Raw genomic sequence first — 22,782 nt, 5'->3', positions numbered from 1 at the left:
CGTAATGGTAATACCCGGCATGTAATCGCGGTACATTTCGAAGGCATTGACGCCTCACCATGCGATGATCAGAGGTACAAAAAACATGATAATCGCCGCGCCAATCTCTGCATGATAGAGAACTGAATGATTTTGCTATTCGGAGCTGAATGTGTATGCGGAAATCATGGGGTTCGCCCAAGGAATGGAAAATCGTCAATATACTCGCATCCCTATATCGTGTTCGGCTTCTTCGATTTTTCATTCCGGCGGCCGTCATCGGGTTAATCTATTGGGAAGCCAAGAAGGAGTTGCGACAAGTCGATTTCGGCAGAGCACTTCATCTATTTCGAAGCTTGCCAACAGGCGAATGGGCTTGGCTGCTTACCATTTCGCTCCTAGCGGTCGCTTCAATGAGCGTATACGATTTCTTGATTCGAGGGCTGTATCGGTTGCCTCTCCGTGCATCCGATACCTTCCGTTACGCATGGATAGCGAATACGACGAATAACTTGGTCGGGTTTGCAGGGGTGACAGGTGCGAGTTTACGAATGATTTTGTACCGGAACAAGCAAGTTCCGTCCAAGACACTTTTTCGCGCTGTCGCGTTTCTGTCGCCCATTTCCATAACCGGCTTGTCCGTGTTGGCTTGGTTGGGTATCTTCGAGGTCATCCCTATGCGATCCGCTTATCCCTCCTATTCTTGGCAAATCGTTGCCGCTTGGGCCGTTGCACTTTATTTGCCGGCCTTCGCATTTTTTCAGAGAACGCCGTTATTCGCGAAGTGGTTCAGGCGAGACGAAGGCCGGTTCACATGGAAAATGATCGGATACGGGATAGGCTCTTCCTTCATAGAGTGGTTTTTCGCAGGAATCACATTCTGGTTGATCTCGCTAGCTATGCTCCCTTCCCCCATTTCCATAGGTCATGCTTATAGCATCTATACGGTTTCGGCTATCGCCGGAATCATCAGTCTCGTTCCGGGCGGCCTCGGAGGATTTGATCTTACTGCTTTGATTGGTTTCCGTCGATTCGGATATGGACCGGACCATGCCGCTGCTGTATTGATCACGTTTCGCATGTTTTATTACCTAGTTCCCTGGTTCATCGGTCTGATTATCTCCGCTTTCGAGTTCTCGAACAACCGCAACGTACAAGGATCAAAGGACGATGATGATGCTGAAGAGATGGAAAAAGCATTAACCGGCTGGCAAAAAATATGGAATTGGCCGGGGCGTGTAGGTTTCATTGGAGAACTCGGCGCATGGTCTCTGGGCAAGCTCGTTTTTTTGAGCGGTCTCACTCTGCTGTCATCGGCTGCAACGCCTGGGTTATGGCGTCGCCTGCACGTCGCCGAGGAGATCTTGTCCATTCCATTGATGAAGCTGTCCCTTCAACTGAGTGTCATCATTGGCATTATGCTGATCGTTCTGTCGAGAGGCATATCCCTGCGAATCAAACGCGCTTATCGATGGACCCTGTTTCTAATCGTCGCCGGCGCTATCTTTACGCTTATCAAAGCGTTCGATTTCGAGGAAGCAATTTTCCTCTTGATCGTAGCCGTATTGCTATGGTTATCTAGAGATCGATTTTATCGCATTGGCGTTCCCTTCAGCAGAGAACAAATCGCCAAATGGGGGTTGGCTACCTTCCTGCTCTTCTGGATCTATGACCTTATTGCCAGCCGTACTCATCCCGGTTCCACTCGCCGCATACCACCCAATGCGGATATTCGCTGGTTATTCACCCCACAGGAACAACAGACCACCATCATACTCGGTTTAGCTATCGCTTGGCTCATTTTTTCGATGCTATGGGTGTTGCGTCCGGTTCGCATGGGAAGATATGGCGCAACACAAGGACAGCGTCTGAAATTGCAAAGCTTCTTGGAAGTTAACCAAGGCAACTTGCTGACGCATATGCTCTTTTCCGGAGACAAAAGTTTTTACTGGGCTGCCGAGCATCAAGTCCTGATCCCCTTCGCTAAGGTCCGCAATAAGCTCGCAATACTCAGCGATCCGATCGGCAAGCCGGAATTGATCAGCGGAGCCATTCAAGAATTCCAAGGATATGCCGACCGGTATGCGCTAAAAGTCGTCTTTTACCAGGTGTCGCCGGAATATCTGCCTATTTACCACGAGAACGGCTTTAGATTTTTCAAGCTCGGAGAAGACGCAATCGTTCCTCTGAACACGTTTACTTTAAGTGGCAAGCGTAATACGAATTTGCGGACGGTCAAGAACCGGTTCGAACGCGAAGGATTCCACTTTGAAGTTCTGAAGCCTCCCTTCAATTCGATCGTCATCGAGAGGCTGCAAAAGATCTCAAACGACTGGTTAAAGGGTCGACATGAGAAGGGATATTCACTTGGCTGGTTTCAGGAAACATACTTGCAGTTGGCCCCGATTGCGATCCTCAAGGATGGCGGCGGATTGATCATCGCGTTCGCAACGCTCGCCCCCGGTTATGACGATGGATCCACCTTATCCATTGACCTGATGCGGCACCTTAAAGAGACGCCAAACGGAACGATGGACATGTTGTTCATTTCGCTCCTGGACTGGGCCAAAGAGAACGGCTATTCCCGATTTAACCTAGGCATGGCTCCATTATCGAGAGTCGGGCAGAGCCATGGAGCGATGAGAGAAGAGAAGCTAGCGCGTTTGGTGTTTCGATATGGAAGCCACTGGTATGGTTTTGAGGGCTTGCGTAAATATAAGCAAAAATTTTCGCCGGCATGGGAACCGCGTTATCTTGCCTATCCGAGAGGTTTATATTTGCCCACTTTGTTATTGGAGCTGGTTTGGTTAATCTCCCGTCGTCCGAGAGTTCCCAATGAAAGCAATTCATAATAAGGAAACGAAAAATAGCTCGGTCTCTAACCAGAATACCCAATCGATAATAAAGCCAGTGGCATAATCAGGAATCGGCAGATACTCGCCTTCCTCATCTCACTGCCTACTTAGAGGCCAGGAAGCTTTTAACCTGCTTCGCTTTAAGTTAGTGATGCCGTAAATGATAACATCCCGCCTGCCCATATAAGCAAACGGGATGCTTCTGTTTTACTATAAAATATGCTGGTTGTACGAAGGATGATTACCAGCAAGACGGAACATAAATCTGGGTTCCCGTCTGGTAACACGGGGGCACAAAGTAGCCCAGTGGATGGCGTGAAGCCGCTTCTGGACTGGGTTTCTGGCACTTAGGACTTTATTTTCACGTCCTAGGCGGTCGCTGTTTTATTTAACTAACGGGCAGTGCTCATATGAAAACGGCGGCAAAGTGTTTTATCGCGCCGCCGTTTTCATATGTAGACTGTAGAAAATGCTTATTAGTGGCGGAAATTACAACTTTTGCACAACATAGATGATATTCATTCCACAATCAAGAGTGCCCTGTAATTTGGTAAACGCAATTTCTTTTTCGACAATTAGCTTCCAAAATTCTTTGTCGTTGCGAGCATTTTCTAAAGCAGAATCTCCTGCTTGCGTAAATAAACCAGCGGAGCTTCTCTCTTGAACTCTTACAGGAAACTGAGCAAATAAAGCATCCATTTCGGTGCTTCTCATCATATGGACGTAATGCTTGCTTTCAACTGGATAATGCTCTTCGTCTTGAACACCTGTATCAAAAACCCACCTTGTAGCTTCAAGCCCGAATTGGTCTTTTTCATACCTTATACCTTCAAGATAATAAAGCGAAGCGCCAATGAAACTCATGGACCCAACAATCAATATGCCATCCGATTTTAACACTCTTAGAATTTCTTGTATTCCATCTTTCTCTTTGTCCAAAAGGTAATTGATTACACCACCTATACAGACAACGCAATCGAAAGAGGAATCTTCAAAGACACTCATATCAAGAACATCTAAAACATGGTATGCTTCTATTCTGTCAATCAATGATAGCTCGCGCATTTTGGACTTATTGAACTCAATTTGATGACTAGATATATCTGCAATGGTCAATTCAGCACACATTGCAACAATATCCTTTGTGTATCTTCCTGAACCCGCACCAATTTCTAAAACTTTATCGGTTCGTTTTATATAACGCTTCAAAATATCAAGATGTACCTGATATAAAAGTTCGCCATGCCCATCTTTTTCAAGACGTGTCCATTCACGGTCACCATAGTTATCATATCGGCTTCTTGGAATTTCGGGGTTGTAACTCATAAAAGCATCTCCTTATAATTTTTGGTTTTATAATCGGGGTAATATCACTAATATCGCTTTCACTCATACAACCACCTCCTTAGAATCCGCTTACAAACCATTATACTAAGACTTGTCCCTATTTTCATTCTCAATTTTCCAAACTCTCAGCGCAGTTTTTCGAATTGCAAACTGTCAGGCTTCGAGAATTAAGAATTAGACTGATCCTAACTTCGAAAAAGCAGCAGTCATGGACGTGAAGATAAAGTCCGAGACTGCTGCTGTTTGATTGAACTAACGTTCATCGTTAGCTTAATCTAATGAAATTTCATGAATCAACTCTGGTCATTTATAGATTAACTGCACTCATGCCTTCTGCAGTCATACGTTCCCCTGCAACTGCAATTTTAGGGCTAACGGCTTCAATACGTTCCAGGTCCTCTTTTGTAAGAAGGACATCCGCCGCAGTTACATTTTCCTCCAGATACTTAATTCGCTTCGTTCCAGGAATCGGCAGTGCTCCATTGACTATTGTCCAGGCGATTGCCAATTGGGACGGCGTGCAATTTTTCTCCTGAGCGATCTCTTTGATCTTGTCGACGATCTCCACGTTCTTTTGGAAGTTCTCCCCTTGGAAACGTGGCATCCACCTGCGAAGATCATCAGTGGCCAGATCTTCAAATGTGCGTAATTCGCCGGAGATAAAACCTCTGCTTAATGGACTGTAAGCGACAAGAGTGATTCCTAGTTCATTTAATGTGGGGATTACTTCAGTTTCTACATCTCTACTCCATAATGAATACTCAGTCTGCACAGCGGAAATAGGATGAACGGAATTAGCACGACGAATAGTTGATGCCCCTGCCTCCGACAGACCGAGATGTCGCACTTTACCTGCTTTAACAAGCTCCGACATTGCCCCTACAGTCTCTTCGATGGGAACACTTGGATCGACTCGATGCTGATAATAAATATCGATATAATCGAGCTGAAGGCGCCGTAAGCTTTCGTCGATCGCTTTCCTAACATAATCGGGATGGCCACCGATGAATTCCCAATTCGGACCAAAGGTGAACTTGGTGGCGACGATAGCTTGTTCTCTGCGTCCTTTCAAGGCTTTACCTAGAAGTTCCTCATTGTGACCATTGCCATAAGTATCCGCAGTATCCAGCAGAGTGACTCCGAGTTCGAGGGCTCGATGAATAGTCTTAATCGAATCATCGTCGTTGACACTTCCATATACTCCTGGAGACATTCCCATCAATCCTAATCCAATAGATGAAACGGTTATATCAGAATTTCCTAATGATCTTGTTCTCATAAGTTCACGTCCCTTCTAGGTTACACACCTTAAACTATAAAAGTTAAAGTATTCTTTAAGTCAAGTTTGAAAATTATATAGTGAATTTCTGAGGGTCCTTTTTGAGAACAAGCACATCATATAGGATAATTTTATTGTTTATTTTTTCAAGATGAGTCAACGTTAATGCTAATTTCGCCTCAACGCTTTGTTTATGCCTTAATAGAACTTCTCTTCTTTGTTCCAAGGTATTATCTCCTTCATACGCCATCTGAAGGTATTCCTTTATCTGTTCTAAAGGCATTCCTGTGTCTTTTAAGGCGACAAGAAGATTCAGCCACTCTATTTGAGAATCGTCGTATACCCTTCGTCCATTAATATCTCTACCGACTTTAGGGAGGATTCCTTCGCTTTCGTAAAACCGTAATGTTGAAGTGGAGAGATCAAACATTTTTCTAACTTCATTTATTGTGTACATCGTAAAAACCCCCTTTATGCTAAAGTTTACTTTAGCTCATTCTATATTGTTCACCTAGAGGAAAACAAATATAACAAGTCTCAGTTGGATAAGGAAGGTTTAGCCTTGCTGCAAGAAGATCTTGAGGAAATCGCTGTACAGAAATGTGAGCTCCAGTCCAGCGTCTCGAAACCGCCAATTTTTAAGCCGGCGGTCTGATGACTACTACCATTCGGTATTAACGTTCACCTTAACGGTTATAGAGAACAGGAAATGTACCAAAAAAATGAAATCCCCACCAGCATTCACGGCTGGTAGGGTGGGTTCTATTTATTGAACTATCGTTTCCGATAGTCGAATCCTCTAAAGGCCATTGTTTTTTTGCTCAGGGGCAGCTTTAAAAGATACAGCATAACCGAAGATTGAATTAAGCCAATGATGAATCCATAGATCGTATGTCGCTTTTGTCCAGATCCAGGCGTCCAACCCGGTGGTATCACAGCATCTGCGACATAATCGCTAATGTAAAAGGCGACATAAGTTGTTACTGCGCCGATAATCATCCAATAAATTACGTTTCCTTTTCTTCTCTGTACTAATCCAAAAAGGGCGCCGATTAAAGTCCCGCAAAATATACCGAGCCATGAAAAATGAACAGATATCGGCCTTATGTCCCCCACAAAGTGGGTTAGCGCAAATCCAACCACAGCAGCGAGCATCCATCTGCCCCCAAAATTATACCCACCGATCTTTAGAGCGATCCATTGAAGACCCCCTATTAAAATGCCGCCTATCGTACCCGCGGCCAAACCGCCTCCCGCTTCATCCAGGTTCCAACTTGTTTGCGCATTGGTTCCGGAGGGGAAGTGGGTTAAAAAACCAGCGGCAATATAACCAATAAGACTTATTAAAAACCACCAGATTACAAATTGGTTATTTCTAGTCAGCATGGAGTTGTTATCGCTCCTTTTTCTTTTGTACTATATCTTTAATTCGATAGTGAACATTCTGTTGTGTCGTCATAAGAGAAGGTCTAATAACCCGCCGAGCATTATCTTGCTTTTCCTCTGCGGATGCAATTAGCTTCATGCATACAAATCCTCCTTTTTTTCTCCAATTGTAGCAAAGGAAGCCACTCGCGAAGTCTAACGATAGATATATATTGAGTTATATCCAATTGTTATTGTTTTATTGGTACTATTACAAAAAAAGGACCGATTCAAAGTTATTTACTTCGCAACGGATGGCTTACACCCCGGTAAAATGTCTGCTGTATACTAAATAATCATATTGCCTGTCGGCACGAATTAAGAATGGCCCGACATCGTTTTAAAGTCGGGCCATTCTTTTTAAGGCAAAAAATTATGATTCAGCATTACTTAGTTTCTCACGGATTAGATCAGATACAAGTCGATCAGGGGACCGCTTTCCCCTTCCACCCTTCATACGATTACACAGTACCGCCACGGCAAGGCATTTCGATGGATCGGCATATCCAATCATGCCACCCAAACTGGCATAGCCGAAAGCCATCGGGTTGCCACCCATGGTATCACCATCTTGACTAAGGCTATAGCCAAACCCCAATTTTATAGGAGCGAGCGCAACTTCGTCGATGCCTTCAAAATGCAGTGACGTCGCCTCCACTACGGAAGCTGGCTCGAGCAGGCGTCTACCACCATCCACACCGTGGCCAATCAGTGATGCATACATGCAGGCTAACGCCTGAGCCGTAGCGACGACATTCACGGCAGGTACGGCCGCTGCATGAAAGCTGCCGATAATAAGCAATGTGGTACTTTTCTCCATAAGCATTCAATGCCTTAACTTGTGAAAATAAAACCATATGAATAAAATGTCATCTACGTTTGCTGAGGTATACGCTACTATTGAAGAAATAATTGTTGTTAGCAACCTTTTTAACTGTACTTGACATACCAACAACTTATGGTGGCTGCAAAATTGAAAAGATGATTGCAGAACTAAAAAGAGTAAAATGAAATAACAGCAAGTAAAATCAAGTGGTAATCTCTCTATTTTTTTATAATAAATGTAGGGTAGTTGAAACGAGGTGAACAGACGAATGTACGAGTGGCAGAAGCAAATTCAAATAATCGTTGATGAAATTGACAAATGTATTAAAAATTATAATGATGAAGCCTTGACACTACGCTTTCTTTCTCGCAGGTTGGGTTATTCTGAATTTCATACAACGAGAAAATTCAGAGAAATATCGGGTATGCAATTGAGGGATTATCTGCGGCATAGAAAATTAGCCTTTGCATTAAAAGAGGTTCGGGATAGTGAAAAGGGCATTTTGGATATTGCTTTTGATTATGGTTTTTCATCACATGAAGCTTTTACCAGAGCCTTCAAAGGAACATATGGTGTAACTCCAAGTGAATACAGAAAAAAGCCTAAGCCTGTCGTTCTTCGTACAAAAATAAACCCTTTCGACCGCTACTTTTTAGGATTTGGAGAGATTGGTATGATGAAATCTACAGATGATGTGAAAATTTATTTTGTAACCATTCCCGCACACAAATTTTTGCATATTAAAAACTATGAGAGTAATGGGTATTGGGATTTTTGGCAAAAGCAAAGTCTTATTCCGGGACAGGACTGCGAAACAATTTGCGGCTTACTCGATAGTATCAAGGGCAAATTGGATGACGATGGCGGGAGCGAATCTAACGGTGGCAGCGGTCAGATTATGGCGTACATTAATGACCCGGACGGCAGACTCTGCGATTGGGGTATTCCACGTACAGAGTGTTATGGTGCACGTCTTCCTTTTGATTATAATGGAGAAGTACCACCACAAATGCTTATGATTGATGTTCCCGAAGCCGAGTATATTGTTTTTGAACATGGACCATTCGGTTATGAGCAGGAAAATCGTAGTGTGGAGGAAAAGATTGAAAAGGCAATGGCAACTTTTGATTTTGCAGGAACTGGTTACTGCTTTGATACTTCCCCCGGTAGAATAATTTACTTTTATTTTAATCCGGAACGGTTTTTTAAGTATATCAGACCAGTACGGAAGTAAATAAAAAGCGAATATATCCAGAGAATTGATTTGAACTTGCTTGTTTAACAATATTCCATTCACTTGGCCATAAATCCGAAAAGCTGCACCAAGCCTCTCCACTTATACATTTCTCTGTTGCCGTATATACATGTATTTAATGCCATAAACTAAATGATCGATTTTTATGATGATAAAAAATAAGTCGCTCCTGCCCATCACATAAAAAAACCGCCATTGGTTCTGGCGGGAATACAACATTAATCTTCTGCAGAAGAAGCGGTAGAGTCTGATACATTTCTTCTATCGCACATACAGACTATAGAAGAAAGAGATCTGCCAACACTTTAACAGTAAACGTCATAACATAAAACAAAAACCGCGATTAACGCGGTTTTTTTAAGCTGTCATGTTCTTGTCCCCTGACTTATACGCACCGACGAGGGAAATGCAGCCGATGTCGACGTTCAATGCTTTGATCAGCTCTATAGATACCTAGCATGTCTCGAACTCGCGCAAAAGTACCAATATCTCAAATCGCTCTTATTGGACGAGCTCCACTGGAGCATATTGAACAGCCGCTTCGTCGTTCTATCCCCTTCTTCAGGCATTAAGGTTCCCGGCCGGGCCGAAGAATTCGTAGTGGACCCTATCTTCGGGAATGCCCCACTCCTGGAGAGCTTGGTAGACGGCTTTCATGAAAGGAACCGGCCCACAGAAATAGAAATCAGCATCCGGGTAGGGCGCGACGGACTGCAACCAAGGCAGGTCCATATAACCCTCTTTATAGCAGAAGCCCGCTGCCCGGTCTTCCTCCGTCGGCATTTCGTAACAGAAGAACGCCTGAACATTCTCCCGCTTTTCGGTCAATTGCTTTACCTGTTCCTTCATGGCATGCACGCCGCCGTGAAGGGCTGCATGCAGGAAGGTAACCGGCCGGTCTGTGCCGGACTGGGCCAGATCGGCCAGCATGCTCATCATCGGGGTCAGGCCGACTCCTCCGCTGATCAGCACGACAGGGTGATTGCCCGACCGGTCCAGCGTAAAGTCCCCTGCGGGAGCCGACAACGACAGGACATCACCCTCACCGATCTGCTCGTGAAGATAAGTGGAAAAGATGCCTGCGGGGCGGCCCTGCAGGGCATCCTCCCGCTTGACGGAGATGCGATAATACGGTTTCTCCGGTGCATCCGACAAGCTGTACTGCCGGTTGTGGGTGTACGTTTGCCCTGGGATTTTTGCCTGGACCGTCACATACTGTCCCGGCACGAAGCACGCAAGGGGCTTGCCGTCCTTCGGCTCCAGATAGAACGAAGTGATGACGTCGCTCTCCCGGACTTTCCGTCGGACTACAAATTCCCTGAACCCTTCCCAGCCACCTTCCTGCAGGACGGCCTCGTTGTACATCTGCGCTTCCACCCCGATAAATGCTTCGGCGATAACCCCATATGCTTCAGTCCAGGCATTGATGATCTCATCCGTAGCGGCGTCCCCAAGCACTTCTTTAATAGCAGCGAGCAGATTCTCGCCGACAATGGGATAGTGGCCAGGCTTGATGCCGAGGCTCCGGTGTTTATGTGCGATCTGGACAACGGCCGGAAGAATCGCTTCCAGGTTATCGATATGAACGGCAGCGGCATAGACGGCATTGGCGAGGGCGGTCTGCTGCCTTCCTTGTTTTTGATTGGCGTGGTTAAAGATATTCAGCAGTTCCGGATGGGATGTGAACATTCTCTCATAGAACCGCTTCGTAATGGCTGTTCCGTGCGTACCCAAGACGGGAACGGTTGATTTGATTATGCGGATAGTTTCAGTAGATAACATGTAGCCGTTCACTCCTTTGGTCGTAAGTTCTTGGACAGTTTATCTCGTCTCCCCACTGCGGATTGTGACACAAATCACACTAGTTGTGTAGAATACGTGAACAGCACCCTTCTACTAGAGACTTGGCATCGGAGAAAATCATTATCCACTATTTGGAAAAAGAGAGTATAAAGTGTCCCACCAGAGGAAGCAAGGTCAATTTACATTGGCCATACTGCAATATATGAAGTGTCAACTTATACACTTTCTGAAAATGAAATAAACTCACTGATACATTATCAGTGAGTTTTCTAATGACACAAACATATCTATGCAACCTGTATATTTCAGTTAACTCTTCTTTTAAACGTCACTTATTTATTACCGAGTTGTTCCGCCAATCCGATTAGAAGCCCTTCAATTCCACGAATGTAGCAGAGCCGATACGAGTCCTCGTACTGAACCACTTCGCCAACGAGCTGAGCACCAAACTTAGTGAGTCTGGATACCATTTCGTCAATGTCTTCAACGGTGAACATGACGCGTAGATAACCGAGGGCATTTACAGGAGCAGTTCGGTGATCTGATATAGTTGGTGGGGTGAGAAATCGCGAAAGTTCAAGTCGACTGTGGCCATCTGGGGTAACCATCATAGCAATCTCTACACACTGTGAACCCAGCCCGGTTACGCGACCAGCCCATTCACCTTCGACAGTAGCTCGCCCTTCGAGCTTCAAGCCAATTTCCTCGAAGAAACAAATTGCATCATCAAGGGATTCTACAGCGATGCCAACATTGTCCATTCTTAGTAATTTGTTTTTTCCCATAGTTTTATCTCCTTATGTGTACAAATTTATTACCTGATCATCTTCATATTTATTCTATTCAAAAACTTCCATTTTCTTTCAAATGATTAACATCTTGTCAGATTTCATGATAACTAGGATTCTTCGGATTTTTATCACCTGGGAATTTTCTTCGTATGAACCTTTTGTGTTCAATTATCAATTTTGCGAGTTCTATATTAATTGAGACCATCGGGAATTTAACTCTTTCCGATTGCACCCAGTATGCGCCATTTATGTCGACTAGGCAAACAGTGCTATATGAATCCAACGATGTTTTAATGGTTTGCGTTACATACTCGTGATATCTCCTTTGCTTAGCAACGCGAATTTTCATCGTGATCGATCATTTCAATCGATATCCCCCGTTTTACCGCTGCCTTCAGTAGCAATTGAGTCGACAACTCAAGGTCCTCATATCCCACAAAACGATAACCATTTCACCGCTTTCTAGGCCATACTGCTTTGCGATACTGACAAACGTATGCTTCAAGAAACCTAATAATAAAAGCTCACTGTATTTATTTTCAGTGAGCTTTTTATTATTCCTTCGGGTTATAATGCTCATTTTATGAATGTCCGAGACAGAATGTGGCGAGATGGCCAGAATTCGTATAAATGGATGTTCTGTATTGAGCCTTGGAATGATTTGAAATTTCCTGCCAAAGCCGGTAAAGCGGCATATATATTTTCCGGCTTATCAATCAACATTGTTGTATGCGGAGTCCAATTATAACTTTCGCCAAAACTCTCTTTCAACTTAAAAAGATTGCTGTTTGGATCTGGCGCTACGAACAGCACATTGGAACCGTTAAATATTCCGATATGGTTAAATGTGATATCAATAGGTTTGATTTCCTGTGAAACCCGGATAACCAAATTGATTAATTCGGTTTCTTTTTCAACAGAAAGAGTGCCCAATGTTATATGTTGCGGCAGATCTTTTGTATGGGTGCCAACAAAACCCTTTTCGTATAGCTTGTTCTGCATAGCAGCCAAGTGCTGTTCCGTATTGTCGTCATATCCTGCCAACACGCATAAAATCTTTTTGTCCATTTTTAACCTCTAAGAATATAAATTATGTGCATAATTCCAAATATTACTTTACAATATTTTTCTCTATTGCACAATCACATTACTTCGAGCTAACTTGGCCTGAAGTTCCTTTTCGCCCTGGCTTTTATATGGAGGACTTTAGCGGAAATTGGAGCATCCTCAACTTCAACCCGTCTCCTAATTGGATAAACGTTAGAGGTGTTCAGAGGGCTCAAGCTGAATAAAATTCAAATGTTTCATTCGGTTAAAGACAGATAACACTTCATTCATTCTCGGTAATTCAAGCCATCTTTCGAAACCAGGAAAAAAGGAAGAAAATACAATATCTACTCCTTCTCTCTCCATATCTTCGAGAGCCTTTTTGATCTTCTCATGAAGAAAGATGACACGATCCTGATTACTTATCGCGATTTTTCGAATTAAAAAGGCAATCGCTGCAAGCTGGGCGTGTGATGTAATATTGTAAAGCCCTCTGATATCAATTTGTTCATCACCTATCACCATGTATCCCATGGTTGAAACCGTCAGCTTTTCTGTACCACTGCCCTGGGGATAGCTCGAAAAGTGATCGGTAGTTATTTTTCTTTCTATCTCCCATTTTGTAAGGGGGATACGTTCGCGTGGTTTGTCGTGTTCGCATAAATTTTTTGCTTCCTGGGTTACGTTTTTTGGCACAAAATTGTCCATCAGGATGATTTGATCGGCAACGGATAAAAATTCACCGCTACCTCCAATAACAAGAACGGAAGATACGCCAACAGCCTCATAAAGCTCCCTGACACGTTCCGTAAAAGGGGTAATGGGTTCATGCTTGATTAATGAACGCATTTTGCTATCTTGAATCATAAAATTCGTCGCACTTCTGTCTTCATCAATAAGAAGAAGTTTACAACCGAAGTTGATTGCCTCCATAATATTTGCGGCTTGAGACGTGGAACCTGAGGCGTAGTCAGTCGAAAACCGTTCAGCCGAACCATTGGGTATCCATTTTATGAATGGCGTAATATTGATATTTTTTATAGGACGACCTTCCTCAGCCGATATTTCCATTGCGCTTTGATCTGTAATCACAAATTCTCGTCCATCGCCTATGATGTGATTGTTAATCCCCGAATTTAGTGCATCCAGCAATGTGCTTTTACCCGAATAACCACCGCCGGTAATGACCGTCACACCCTGTTTTATGCCCATTCCTCGCACACCGCAAATTTCAACTTCAATATCTTCCGGGGATGTAAATGGCAAGGCACCCACCAGTGGCCCGCTGTTATCTTTATTTCTTGGAAAAATGCTGCCATTCGCAATAAACGCACAATAATCACTGGATTTCAACCATTCGCGAATCCTATTTTGCTTCTTTACCAATTCATAAGCAGCATTTAATTGGATGAGATCAAACTTGGCGATAAACTCCTCCACTTCTTTTGGAAGCATTTTGCAGAGCATGCGCATAGCTTTATCATTATTCTTGAAAGGAAGTTGAACGGTAATCATTAGGCAAAGGTACCTTTTTTCCGAGATGACTTCGACAAAGGATACATTACGTTGCAACACCACATTGGTTGGACGAAAACAATAAAAAGCACCATTATCTTTATCAGAACGTGACCGATTATAAATCAATTCATTTAATGCCTCAATATGATCAACCCATGCTCTTAATGCAAAATCGGAGAGAACAACTGGATCCCTATTTTCATCTAAGCCGAGACGGTCAAACGGTATTCTTATAGTGATGCATGGTTTATCCAGTGTGAGTTTATGTGTCCGTTCAATGTAAAAGGCAACATCATTATTCCAATAGGTTGGGTCACTAATCGTCACCCCTTGATCATAGTATGAACCTTCATAAATCATACTGTAAGAGGACTGTCCGGATTGTAAGGAGCGAAAATAGTGAGCGAGTCTTTTAATAAAGCATCATCCTTTCATAGTTGGAAAGCGGCGAATATTGGGAAACGAGGCCGAAGTGGAAACGATATCTCAAGAAGGTGGCCCCTTATCCTTTGGATCAGGGTAATGACGAAACGGATTCCATCCTAAGTAATTCAAGTTCAATACCTATTCCCCCAAATCGAGTTATTATTGACTTGACCAACCTTTTGGCCAAAAAAATAACAGCCACTCCATAAGTGGCTGTCATAGACCAGAAAGAGCGCATAAACGTTCCTTCTGACTAAATATAAAAGCCCTGAGAGTGAATCCTACCCTCAGAGCCTAATGGACTCGTAAAAAAATTAACTAAAAAGAAACATGAGGATAGGACGTATATTTTTTGTTTTCATTGTCCTCACCTCGTTACATTTTATTTTATAACAATATAATCATAACATTAAGATCATCCACAATCTATGGAAAGATTAATTATAATCAATCCAACCGTCGGCTGCTCCTATAAGAAAGGCTATCTGCGGCATATCTGCCGAATGATGCTAATAAAGTGCAATTAGCTTTGTACTAAATATCGCAACCGTCATTCTTGAGGAAATAAATTTTTTTCCGTTCCATGTCAAAAGGGTTTCGACAAAACCTAAAGTATCAGCATTTGATGTTCCAATAATTCGCTGCAAAGCCAGTAAATCATAGCTCATACTTTTAGTGTTTGTAACGATCGGAAATAAACCTCCTAAAGCTAGAACCTCGCCACTGACTGGATGTTTTAGTTTTCCATTTTCATTGTAATATTGCGTTAAATAATCAGGGCCTTTGTTGCTTATATCGATCATGAAAAGCACGTCGAGTTCAGGACTGCTCACACTCACCTTATAAAAATCTTCATAATTCACTTTGAATTTATGATCTTGATTGAATTGGTTAAAATCGAACAATATACGTGCATGGTTATTCTTAAATGAATAGATATAGAAAATTCCATATCCTCCACTTCCGCCAGAATCAATGCTAATAAAAATGTCGCTTATGTGATCCTTGTTAAAATCCCCAAGAAAAAGCCTGGCATTATATCCAGAGTTGGACTCAAGATTAAGGGTTGTATGCTGTTTAGAAAATCCATCTTGGATGCTAAGTGTAATATTGTCAGCAAATACTCCAGATGGTCCGTCGGGTTTATTGCCGTATAAATAGATGTTATCTACGATACCATCTCCGTTTACATCGCCTTGCTTAAAGTCTAATAAATATATGTTTCTGGAAAAACCAGTTGTTTGATCAATTAGAAATCCCGAATTTAGATTTCGGACTGGATATTGCATGATATTGCTCTCCTTTTCAAAAACAAGAATAGTACCGTGCGATTTCCATAAGGATTTGAAACTCTTAACCATCTAATGCCTGGACACACGAACGGATATGACCTCCGCAAATCATAATAATTACTTTTCATACTATGCTTGTGCCTAGTCGAAGGTTCATTCTTCGCGATTTTCTGAAAAAGTCCATTTTTCACCACAAAAAGGACGTGATTGCTCACGCCCTCGGTATTTCGTCAACGCAGTGATTTTGGTATAACCTTTATTACGCGGAACTGATTCGGCCTATGTTCTTGTCACCTGACAACACCATTATATGTATCACATTATAGTGAGTGAGTTTTCCTTATTAAAAAATAGATATTCTCCCTAATAAAAAAAGCCCTTGTGTGTGCGATTTACATACACGCTGGGCCTTCTAGATTTATTAATTATTAGGAAGCACTGTTTTAGAGACCATACTTTCCTTGTGTGTTTCTGAAGTGACATGGGTGATCAATAGATGACCGCGACTTTATCTGTTATCCGATTCTCATCCCTTAGCTTTCATCAAGCGCTCCGCCAGTTGCTGAAGATCCATCCCCTTCAAAGCGCCTTCGATGAGCTCCGGCAGTTTATCCGGTGAACAACCGAAACAAGGAATGCCGAATTGTGAGAGCTTCCGCGCGACTTCTTCATCATACGATGGAATACCGTCATCCGAGAGTGCTAGCAAACAGATCGTTCGGACGCCGGATTCATGCATTTCTCTCAACCTGCGGATCATTTCCGTTCGGTTGCCGCCTTCGTAAAGATCCGATATAAGCAGGAAAATCGTCTTCTTCGGCTCTGTAACGAAAGATTCGCAATAGGCGACGGATTTATTAATATCCGTCCCTCCACCCAATTGAATGCCGAACAGAAGATCCACCGGATCATTCTCACACGCCTCGCTGAGATCGACGACTTCCGTATCGAAAGCGACAACATGAGTATGGAGCGACGGCATACTTGCGAAAATAGAACCGGCAATAGAAGCATAGATAACGGAACTCGCCATCGACCCGCTCTGATCGATATCGAGAATGACCGTCCATTCCTTGCTTTTGCGCGCACGATCAAAGAAATAGACTTTCTCCGGTATGATCAGCTTGCGCTCCGTGTCGTAATGCTTCAAATTTGTTCGTATGGTCTTGTCCCAATCGAGTCCAGTCAGCGATGGCAGTGGGGAATGCCTTCTTCGGTTGAGAGCTCCTGTCACCGCACGGGTTAGTTCGTTGGCAAGCCTCCGCACGATTTCATCGACAACTTCCCGAACAAGGGCTCGTGCCGTCTCTTTCGTCCGTTCCGGAATTTGCCCACTGAGGGACATTAAGGTGGCCACCATTCCAATATCCGGCTTCACCTGCGAAAGCAGCTCCGGTTCGAACAGCAGCCTCGTCAATCCTTTGCGCTGAACGGCATCCGCTTGAATAACCGAAACGATATCCGATGGAAAAAAAGAGCGCACGTCACCGAGCCACTTCGCCAATTTCGGTGAGGAGGAGCCAAGACCGGCCGATCTCGGACCGCCTCCAGCACTCCCCTTCCCCGTTCCCGATCCTCCGCTGACTCCAAAATCGCCGCTTGTTCCGTCGTATATCGCGGCTAAAGCCTCGTCCATCAGCAAACTATCTTCGTCAAGTAGGTGCGCGTTCATCACCGTGCCGCTTACCGCTTGCAGCTTTTCATCCGCTGCGGCTCCTAAGATTAGCCGCCAACGCTTTAACTGTTCCGAATCCATCGTCGTCATAGGCTATAGATCTCCGAAGTCAAAATCATTAAGTTCATCGAGTTTCTCCTTTTCTTCCTCGCTAAGCTGGCGCTGCAGAGCTTCGCCGGAAGCTTCCGCTCCCGTTCCCCAGATATCTCCGAGCAGTTCAGCAATACTCGCTTTCTCCCGCGGTTCGAAGGTGCCGAACGCACGGCGCAAGAAGACGAGCGAGCGCTTGAACGGCTCCGCCTCCAAATCTCGAATATATGCGTCCAAGTGCCGCCATAAATAATCCCGCGATAACAGAGCATACCGATTGCGCATGGATAACCCTTCGAACCAACCCGCGCCCAGATCGGCCGGAATACCCGGCGACAATCTGCGAGCTACTTCACGCGCACAATCCTCTTCACCGGCAATGTTTCGTTCCAGCACGATGGAGAAAGCATAGCCCGACAGCTTCGCGTTTCGATCGTCCCGAGCAGCAAGCTCCTTTAGTTTGGATAACCAAAGCGCCTCATCAACTTCCGCATAATGCTCTTGCGCAACGGCGTTCATGGCATGAATCGAGGTAATCATATCGGCCGCTGCATCATCATTGCAGCCGGAAGCCTCGACCAGCATCAGACAGCCCCGCAGGAAAAGCTGCCTCATAATCGGAAGATAAGCTTCCGTATCGATTCGGCGAACAGAGCCATATTGAAGCAGGATGGATAGCTCTAGGACTGTCTCCGCGATTTGAGCAAAGTTACCGGCATCGACGGCTAGCTGCTGCAGTACGGCTACCGCTTGGCCGGCGACTTGCGGAAGTCCGCACTCGCCGGAGCGGCGGATTATCTTCGCCGCTTCCGAGATATCGGCGCATACCAGCAGTTCCTCGTGAATGACATAAGCAGCGGCAAGCTCGACGGTCTCTCCTTTAAGCGTGGATTCGACGGTTTCGATCTCTGCTTCCGGCGACCATTGAAGCACCCAATGCTCCGCCCAGGTAGCGTCCGTCTGACGCGAGTGATGTTTGCGTGCGAACCGGATTCCCAATACGGCCAGCCGGTGGAGCAGAATAGACCGATTCAGATCGAGAAAGGCTGACTCCTCCGATTTGACCTGGCGGTTCTCCCGCAAATCCAGATCCAAATCCGAGGCGACCAGCGTTTTGTATTTCTCGAGCTTCAGCCGCTTCAATTCCCGATTAAGATCATCCTGTACAGGAGTCTGGCTTACACCTTCGGGCAAGCTTCCGATGGCAGTGCCGATATCCGTCTTCGCCAGCGCCTCCACGATAACCGAGTATTCCCCGTGACCGTACAGGATTGTCGCTGCGTCTCGCAGATCCTTCAAGGTTGGACGAACGCCATCGTGCAAAGATGCCAATGCTTCGGCAAGCCGCACGCCCTCGATGACGGATGCGGTCGAACGCCATGTTCCCTGTTCCCGCAGCCGCGTCGCGACCGAGGACATATACAACGCCGGGAGCCGATCCGGTTCCCTTTGCCGTATGCACTGCCAGAGCAGTTCAAAATAGGCAGGCGCCATGTTGCCCGCTCCGTAGCCGGAATGCGAGGAGAGCTTGTAATACGAATAGGGCATGACCGTCATTCTTGTCGATACTCGAGGCAGGAGCGCAAGCTCCTCGTCCATCATTACGGGAAACTTCAAAGATAGGGCTGACGTATGGTGCGCCCCTGTAATGACCACGATCTTCTCAGGTAAGTGACCGGCTTCGATAGTATCCCGGATCTTACGCCGCATGTGGGATTCGCGAATCTCGTTATAAGCCCATTCCTTTGGAGAGAGCCGAAACTCATCTTCTTCCGTCAAGGCCCGCATCTCCGAGGAAAAGTGTGCGATGGCGCTTCGATAGACACCTGGCTCAAGACAATGCTCGAAATGGCGTTCCCAATAAGCTTCGTAATCCGGCTCACCCGAAAGCTCTGCGATCCGCATATACAAATCCGGCCGCTCTTCTTCGATCGGCGATGAAGATCTCCTTTTACGTTCGAGCTGAGCAAGGGATACTTCCGTGGGCAGATCGATCAAATCGATATGTGTTCCATTCTGATTTGCCCACTTAAGCGCTTGGTACTCGGGCGAGTAATCGGCAAACGGATATAACACCGTTCGCACGGGCAATTGTTCCGTATAGGCCAGCAAGGCGACCGGAGGCACGACACCGCGGGACACAAGCTGGTTAGCCAACTCGCCGGCATCGCTTGGCCCTTCGATCAGTACGGCTGTCGGCTTTACCTCGTCAAGAAGCGAGAGAAGATGATAAGCTCCGGCTGGAGACAAATGCCGAATGCCGAAATAATGGGGTTCCCGCTCCCCGCTCACCCGTTGATCTCCGAGCATGCACCGTACAGACTCCGCCATGAGGCACCCCGTTTTTTCATCACGTTCTCCAAATACTCCTTCCAAGCGGCCTGATCTTTCTCCTCGTCCTTCACGATGGCCCCCTGTAAGCCTGCCGCCACGTCTTCGTCGCTGACCTTACCGTCACCAAAGCTGCCCGCCAGCGCCATACTGCCGGTCAAAAGCGAGATTGCTTCGGCTGTCGAAATAACGCCGGTCGGAGCCTTCACTTTTTCCTTGCCGTCCAACGTAAGTCCGCTTCTAAGCTCCCGGAAAATCGTGACGACCTTACGGACCGTCTCCTCATCGGGCTGAGATGCGCGTAATTGGTAACTGGCGGAGATCTCGCCAACCCGCCTTCTTACGATATCAATCTCCATCTCCAAACTGGACGGCGCAGGCAGAACGATGATATTAAATCTTCTTTTAAGAGCTGCCGACATCTCGTTTACGCCCCGGTCGCGCGTATTAGCAGTCCCAATGATCGAGAATCCCCGCTCTGCCGCCATCTCACGGTTCAACTCGGGAATGGCGATCGCCTTCTCGGACAGGATGGAAATCAGCGCATCCTGCACTTCTGACGCACAGCGAGATATCTCCTCGAAGCGTGCGATACCGCCGCACTCCATCGCGCGGAAGATCGGGCTGCGAATCAGCGCCTGTTCCGTAGGCCCTTGTGCGAGCAGCAGCGCATAGTTCCAGGAGTAGCGAACATGCTCTTCAGTTGTGCCGGCCGTTCCTTGAATGACTTTCGAGGAGTCGCCATGAATGGCGGCGGTCAAATTTTCCGACAACCAAGACTTGGCCGTACCCGGTTCTCCGATCAAAAGCAGCGCCCGGTCGGTCAGCAGCGTTGCGATCGCCATCTCGACAAGCCGCTTGTTACCGATATATTTCGGCGTAATGATCGCATCGCCCGCTTTGCCTCCCGTGATGTATGTCAGAACCGCTTTGGGCGACAATTGCCACCCTGCGGGTCTAGCATCCTTATCCGCTTCCCTTAGCGCCGCAAGCTCTTTCGCGTACAGCTTTTCTGCCGGCAATCTTAAGACATCTTGTTTTTGATCCATCCCCATAGGCTCCTTCCACTCTCTTCGTTTGTATCATCTGCTTTTCTTCCAATGCTTCAACGATAGGCATCATCTCATTGCGCACGGACTCGTAAGCCAATTGCTCTGCGAATGCTCGAAGTCGAGGCGCATAGGCTCTCGGCATATTGGCAATAAGTTGCTTTAATTTCCAATTGAGGTAATACAAGCTACGGGCGGAACTCTTCTCTAGGATTCCCATGAGAAGTTCAGGAGCTTTATTGAACCGAATTCGAAAAAGGGTTAGCAGCATGTCCATTACGTTCCGGTCATTGATTTGGGTATCTTTCAATTTTGAGGATAAGAAATCCGTAATCTCCGGGTCAGAGCGTTGAGCGAATAGGCAAACCAAATCGGGCTGATCCAATCGGATGAACTGCCTTATCCAACGGGGATCCCATGCCGCCTCGGAAACGGCTCTTAATCCGTCTTGCTCCTCGTCTGCCTGCAATTGATTTGCGGCCAGCCCTCGGATCGCAACGAGCAACTCCTTCGCTACTTTAGATTTTCCGCTGCTTAAAACGCCAGCGAAGCGAAGATAGACATCAGCCGGTGCCATCAGCTTGTTGGCGGCACAGAAACCATGACGGATGAAAGGCCCCTTCCCGTTATCGCCGAGCTCGACAGCGAATCGGTCAGCCTCCGGTATATCCAGCTCAAGAAGCAGCTCTGCTGCCGCTTCCTGCACGGTCTCTGTCTCCTGCACGAGAAAAGCGTCAGTGGATAAGAGTTTCCACAAGAACGGATAGGCTTCTGCGGCCATTCGTTTGCCTGATCCCTCCAAGCAGCGGATGACGATGCGGATCTGTTCCACCGCTTCGTTTTTATCGCTTCCTTCCAAATTAGAATAACGCTTCAACGCCTCTTCGCCATAATTGATGATTCGTACCAACAGCTCGGGAGACTCGCTCATCTTGATCGGTTCGACTGCAAGCTCGCGATCTTTCGAAGTCGCCGCTTTATACAATTGTTGAAAGGCTGGGCCTGTTCCAACCTTCGCCAATGAGAAATAAACTGCGATACGAACCTCTTTGCGCTTTTCCAGGCTAAGCTCCAACAATAACGGTTCCTGTTCAGGGTATTCGCCCAGAATCGAGATCGCCGCGATCTTGACTTCCGGTGAACCGGAAACGGCTGATTCCGTGACGAGTTCAATCATGGATCCTCCGAGTTGACAATGAAGGAGCAGGAGTCTTCTGCCATCGCCTTTGCCGCCTTGCAGGTTCAATTGGCTCCTTAAGACGGGAACCGCATCTCTTCCGAAAGCGGGAATCATCTTCTCTTGAACGAAGTCCGGAATCTCCGAATAGCTTTCGTCCAGAGCCGAGCATACGGCTGGGATTGCGCGTAAATCAAGGAAGCTTCCGTCTTCGAAAGCAGCCCTAAGCTGTTCCAAACGTCCTTGTCCTTTGGTCGTTAGCGCCTCGATAAGCGGGTGCAGCTTGCGGTACGGAACATCCGTTTTAAACCCGATTGGGGTTCCTTCAACCGGTTGCGATTCCCCTGCTGTCTCCGTTTTGCCTTGCGTATATAAAACAGCGCTGAGAAGCGTGCCAAGTTCCAGCAGTTTCGCGGCGCTCTCTTCCCAATCCGCCGTTAGCAGTTCGTCGACCGCATCCGCGAGACGCTTGAACACGGGAGCGGACTCGCCCAGCTTCCGAAGGGAAGGCAATATCTTAGTCAGCCGAAGATCGCCTGCAGCCATCGCACTCCCGGCTATGAATAGGCGCCGCGTCTCTTGCTGCAGATCGAACAAAATGTCTACACTCATATCGT

General features: G+C 46.0%; 18 protein-coding genes. 2 read left to right on the top strand and 16 right to left on the bottom strand.

The features are described 5' to 3' along the window. Positions 1-155 precede the first annotated feature (155 nt). Positions 156-2,831, top strand: a complete 2,676-nt coding sequence (gene mprF / locus TJ79_RS04375) for a bifunctional lysylphosphatidylglycerol flippase/synthetase MprF (RefSeq protein WP_040949045.1) — start codon at positions 156-158, stop codon at positions 2,829-2,831. Positions 2,832-3,323: 492 nt separating this feature from the next. Here mprF and TJ79_RS04370 read toward each other — a convergent pair whose 3' ends face one another. The 6 genes from TJ79_RS04370 to TJ79_RS04350 form a co-directional block, all read right to left on the bottom strand. Continuing rightward, entirely contained in the window at positions 3,324-4,160 is an 837-nt protein-coding gene (locus tag TJ79_RS04370) for a class I SAM-dependent methyltransferase (protein WP_040949044.1), read from the bottom strand. 328 nt (positions 4,161-4,488) lie between these two features. After that, complete coding sequence (locus TJ79_RS04365; RefSeq protein ID WP_040949043.1) at positions 4,489-5,460, bottom strand: aldo/keto reductase; 972 nt, start codon at positions 5,458-5,460, stop codon at positions 4,489-4,491. A 73-nt stretch (positions 5,461-5,533) separates the two neighbouring features. Continuing rightward, positions 5,534-5,917: a MerR family transcriptional regulator gene (locus TJ79_RS04360; protein ID WP_040949042.1), complete on the bottom strand. Its 384-nt coding sequence runs from the start codon at positions 5,915-5,917 to the stop codon at positions 5,534-5,536. Between the two features lie 317 nt (positions 5,918-6,234). Then, positions 6,235-6,846, bottom strand: coding sequence for a hypothetical protein (locus tag TJ79_RS04355; RefSeq protein ID WP_040949041.1), 612 nt, complete (start codon positions 6,844-6,846; stop codon positions 6,235-6,237). A gap of 7 nt (positions 6,847-6,853) precedes the next feature. Continuing rightward, positions 6,854-6,985, bottom strand: coding sequence for a hypothetical protein (locus TJ79_RS28400; protein WP_272944734.1), 132 nt, complete (start codon positions 6,983-6,985; stop codon positions 6,854-6,856). A gap of 273 nt (positions 6,986-7,258) precedes the next feature. After that, complete coding sequence (locus TJ79_RS04350) at positions 7,259-7,705, bottom strand: serine hydrolase (RefSeq protein ID WP_162162912.1); 447 nt, start codon at positions 7,703-7,705, stop codon at positions 7,259-7,261. A gap of 274 nt (positions 7,706-7,979) precedes the next feature. Here TJ79_RS04350 and TJ79_RS04345 point away from each other — a divergent pair, with 274 nt between their 5' ends. Beyond that, positions 7,980-8,945: a helix-turn-helix transcriptional regulator gene (locus TJ79_RS04345; protein WP_040949040.1), complete on the top strand. Its 966-nt coding sequence runs from the start codon at positions 7,980-7,982 to the stop codon at positions 8,943-8,945. Between the two features lie 582 nt (positions 8,946-9,527). On the opposite strand, the gene hmpA is transcribed toward TJ79_RS04345, so the two are convergent. From hmpA to TJ79_RS04300, 10 genes are all read right to left on the bottom strand, one after another. Further along, the gene (gene hmpA, locus TJ79_RS04340) at positions 9,528-10,748 is read right to left on the bottom strand and encodes an NO-inducible flavohemoprotein (protein ID WP_040949039.1); all 1,221 of its coding nucleotides are present in this window, start codon (positions 10,746-10,748) and stop codon (positions 9,528-9,530) included. 353 nt (positions 10,749-11,101) lie between these two features. Beyond that, on the bottom strand, positions 11,102-11,554 hold the full coding sequence (locus tag TJ79_RS04335; protein WP_040949038.1) for a VOC family protein: 453 nt from the start codon (positions 11,552-11,554) through the stop codon (positions 11,102-11,104). Positions 11,555-11,889: 335 nt separating this feature from the next. Further along, positions 11,890-11,997 carry a hypothetical protein gene (locus TJ79_RS27935; RefSeq protein WP_238322778.1) on the bottom strand — a complete coding sequence of 36 codons (108 nt, stop codon included), beginning with the start codon at positions 11,995-11,997 and terminating at the stop codon, positions 11,890-11,892. A 139-nt stretch (positions 11,998-12,136) separates the two neighbouring features. After that, entirely contained in the window at positions 12,137-12,628 is a 492-nt protein-coding gene (locus TJ79_RS04330) for a 2'-5' RNA ligase family protein (protein WP_040949037.1), read from the bottom strand. Between the two features lie 192 nt (positions 12,629-12,820). After that, positions 12,821-14,485 (bottom strand): P-loop domain-containing protein, encoded by a 1,665-nt coding sequence (locus TJ79_RS25695; protein WP_052339255.1) that lies wholly within the window; start codon positions 14,483-14,485, stop codon positions 12,821-12,823. A 575-nt stretch (positions 14,486-15,060) separates the two neighbouring features. Continuing rightward, the gene (locus tag TJ79_RS04320) at positions 15,061-15,840 is read right to left on the bottom strand and encodes a spore coat protein (protein WP_052339254.1); all 780 of its coding nucleotides are present in this window, start codon (positions 15,838-15,840) and stop codon (positions 15,061-15,063) included. A gap of 529 nt (positions 15,841-16,369) precedes the next feature. Next, positions 16,370-17,608: a VWA domain-containing protein gene (locus TJ79_RS04315; RefSeq protein ID WP_040949036.1), complete on the bottom strand. Its 1,239-nt coding sequence runs from the start codon at positions 17,606-17,608 to the stop codon at positions 16,370-16,372. Positions 17,609-17,611: 3 nt separating this feature from the next. Continuing rightward, positions 17,612-19,939 (bottom strand): DUF5682 family protein, encoded by a 2,328-nt coding sequence (locus TJ79_RS04310; protein WP_238322776.1) that lies wholly within the window; start codon positions 19,937-19,939, stop codon positions 17,612-17,614. Continuing rightward, positions 19,897-20,988, bottom strand: coding sequence for an ATP-binding protein (locus TJ79_RS04305; RefSeq protein WP_040949034.1), 1,092 nt, complete (start codon positions 20,986-20,988; stop codon positions 19,897-19,899). Before TJ79_RS04305 ends, TJ79_RS04310 begins: the two co-directional genes overlap by 43 nt. After that, on the bottom strand, positions 20,906-22,777 hold the full coding sequence (locus TJ79_RS04300) for a hypothetical protein (protein ID WP_052339252.1): 1,872 nt from the start codon (positions 22,775-22,777) through the stop codon (positions 20,906-20,908). The genes TJ79_RS04305 and TJ79_RS04300 overlap by 83 nt, the downstream gene beginning before the upstream one ends. Positions 22,778-22,782 lie beyond the last annotated feature (5 nt).

Origin of the sequence: Gorillibacterium massiliense (assembly GCF_000455485.1) — a bacterium.
Lineage (GTDB): Bacteria > Bacillota > Bacilli > Paenibacillales > NBRC-103111 > Gorillibacterium > Gorillibacterium massiliense.
Note: the sequence above shows the minus strand (reverse complement) of the source record. Positions and strands in the feature narration are given on the sequence as shown.

Coding starts and splice junctions, on each gene's coding strand:
- mprF (WP_040949045.1), top strand. CDS start 156: ATGCGGAAATCATGGGGTTCGCCCAAGGAATGGAAAATCGTCAATATA.
- TJ79_RS04370 (WP_040949044.1), bottom strand. CDS start 4,160: ATGAGTTACAACCCCGAAATTCCAAGAAGCCGATATGATAACTATGGT.
- TJ79_RS04365 (WP_040949043.1), bottom strand. CDS start 5,460: ATGAGAACAAGATCATTAGGAAATTCTGATATAACCGTTTCATCTATT.
- TJ79_RS04360 (WP_040949042.1), bottom strand. CDS start 5,917: ATGTACACAATAAATGAAGTTAGAAAAATGTTTGATCTCTCCACTTCA.
- TJ79_RS04355 (WP_040949041.1), bottom strand. CDS start 6,846: ATGCTGACTAGAAATAACCAATTTGTAATCTGGTGGTTTTTAATAAGT.
- TJ79_RS28400 (WP_272944734.1), bottom strand. CDS start 6,985: ATGAAGCTAATTGCATCCGCAGAGGAAAAGCAAGATAATGCTCGGCGG.
- TJ79_RS04350 (WP_162162912.1), bottom strand. CDS start 7,705: ATGGAGAAAAGTACCACATTGCTTATTATCGGCAGCTTTCATGCAGCG.
- TJ79_RS04345 (WP_040949040.1), top strand. CDS start 7,980: ATGTACGAGTGGCAGAAGCAAATTCAAATAATCGTTGATGAAATTGAC.
- hmpA (WP_040949039.1), bottom strand. CDS start 10,748: ATGTTATCTACTGAAACTATCCGCATAATCAAATCAACCGTTCCCGTC.
- TJ79_RS04335 (WP_040949038.1), bottom strand. CDS start 11,554: ATGGGAAAAAACAAATTACTAAGAATGGACAATGTTGGCATCGCTGTA.
- TJ79_RS04330 (WP_040949037.1), bottom strand. CDS start 12,628: ATGGACAAAAAGATTTTATGCGTGTTGGCAGGATATGACGACAATACG.
- TJ79_RS25695 (WP_052339255.1), bottom strand. CDS start 14,485: ATGATTTATGAAGGTTCATACTATGATCAAGGGGTGACGATTAGTGAC.
- TJ79_RS04320 (WP_052339254.1), bottom strand. CDS start 15,840: ATGCAATATCCAGTCCGAAATCTAAATTCGGGATTTCTAATTGATCAA.
- TJ79_RS04315 (WP_040949036.1), bottom strand. CDS start 17,608: ATGACGACGATGGATTCGGAACAGTTAAAGCGTTGGCGGCTAATCTTA.
- TJ79_RS04310 (WP_238322776.1), bottom strand. CDS start 19,939: ATGGCGGAGTCTGTACGGTGCATGCTCGGAGATCAACGGGTGAGCGGG.
- TJ79_RS04305 (WP_040949034.1), bottom strand. CDS start 20,988: ATGGATCAAAAACAAGATGTCTTAAGATTGCCGGCAGAAAAGCTGTAC.
- TJ79_RS04300 (WP_052339252.1), bottom strand. CDS start 22,777: ATGAGTGTAGACATTTTGTTCGATCTGCAGCAAGAGACGCGGCGCCTA.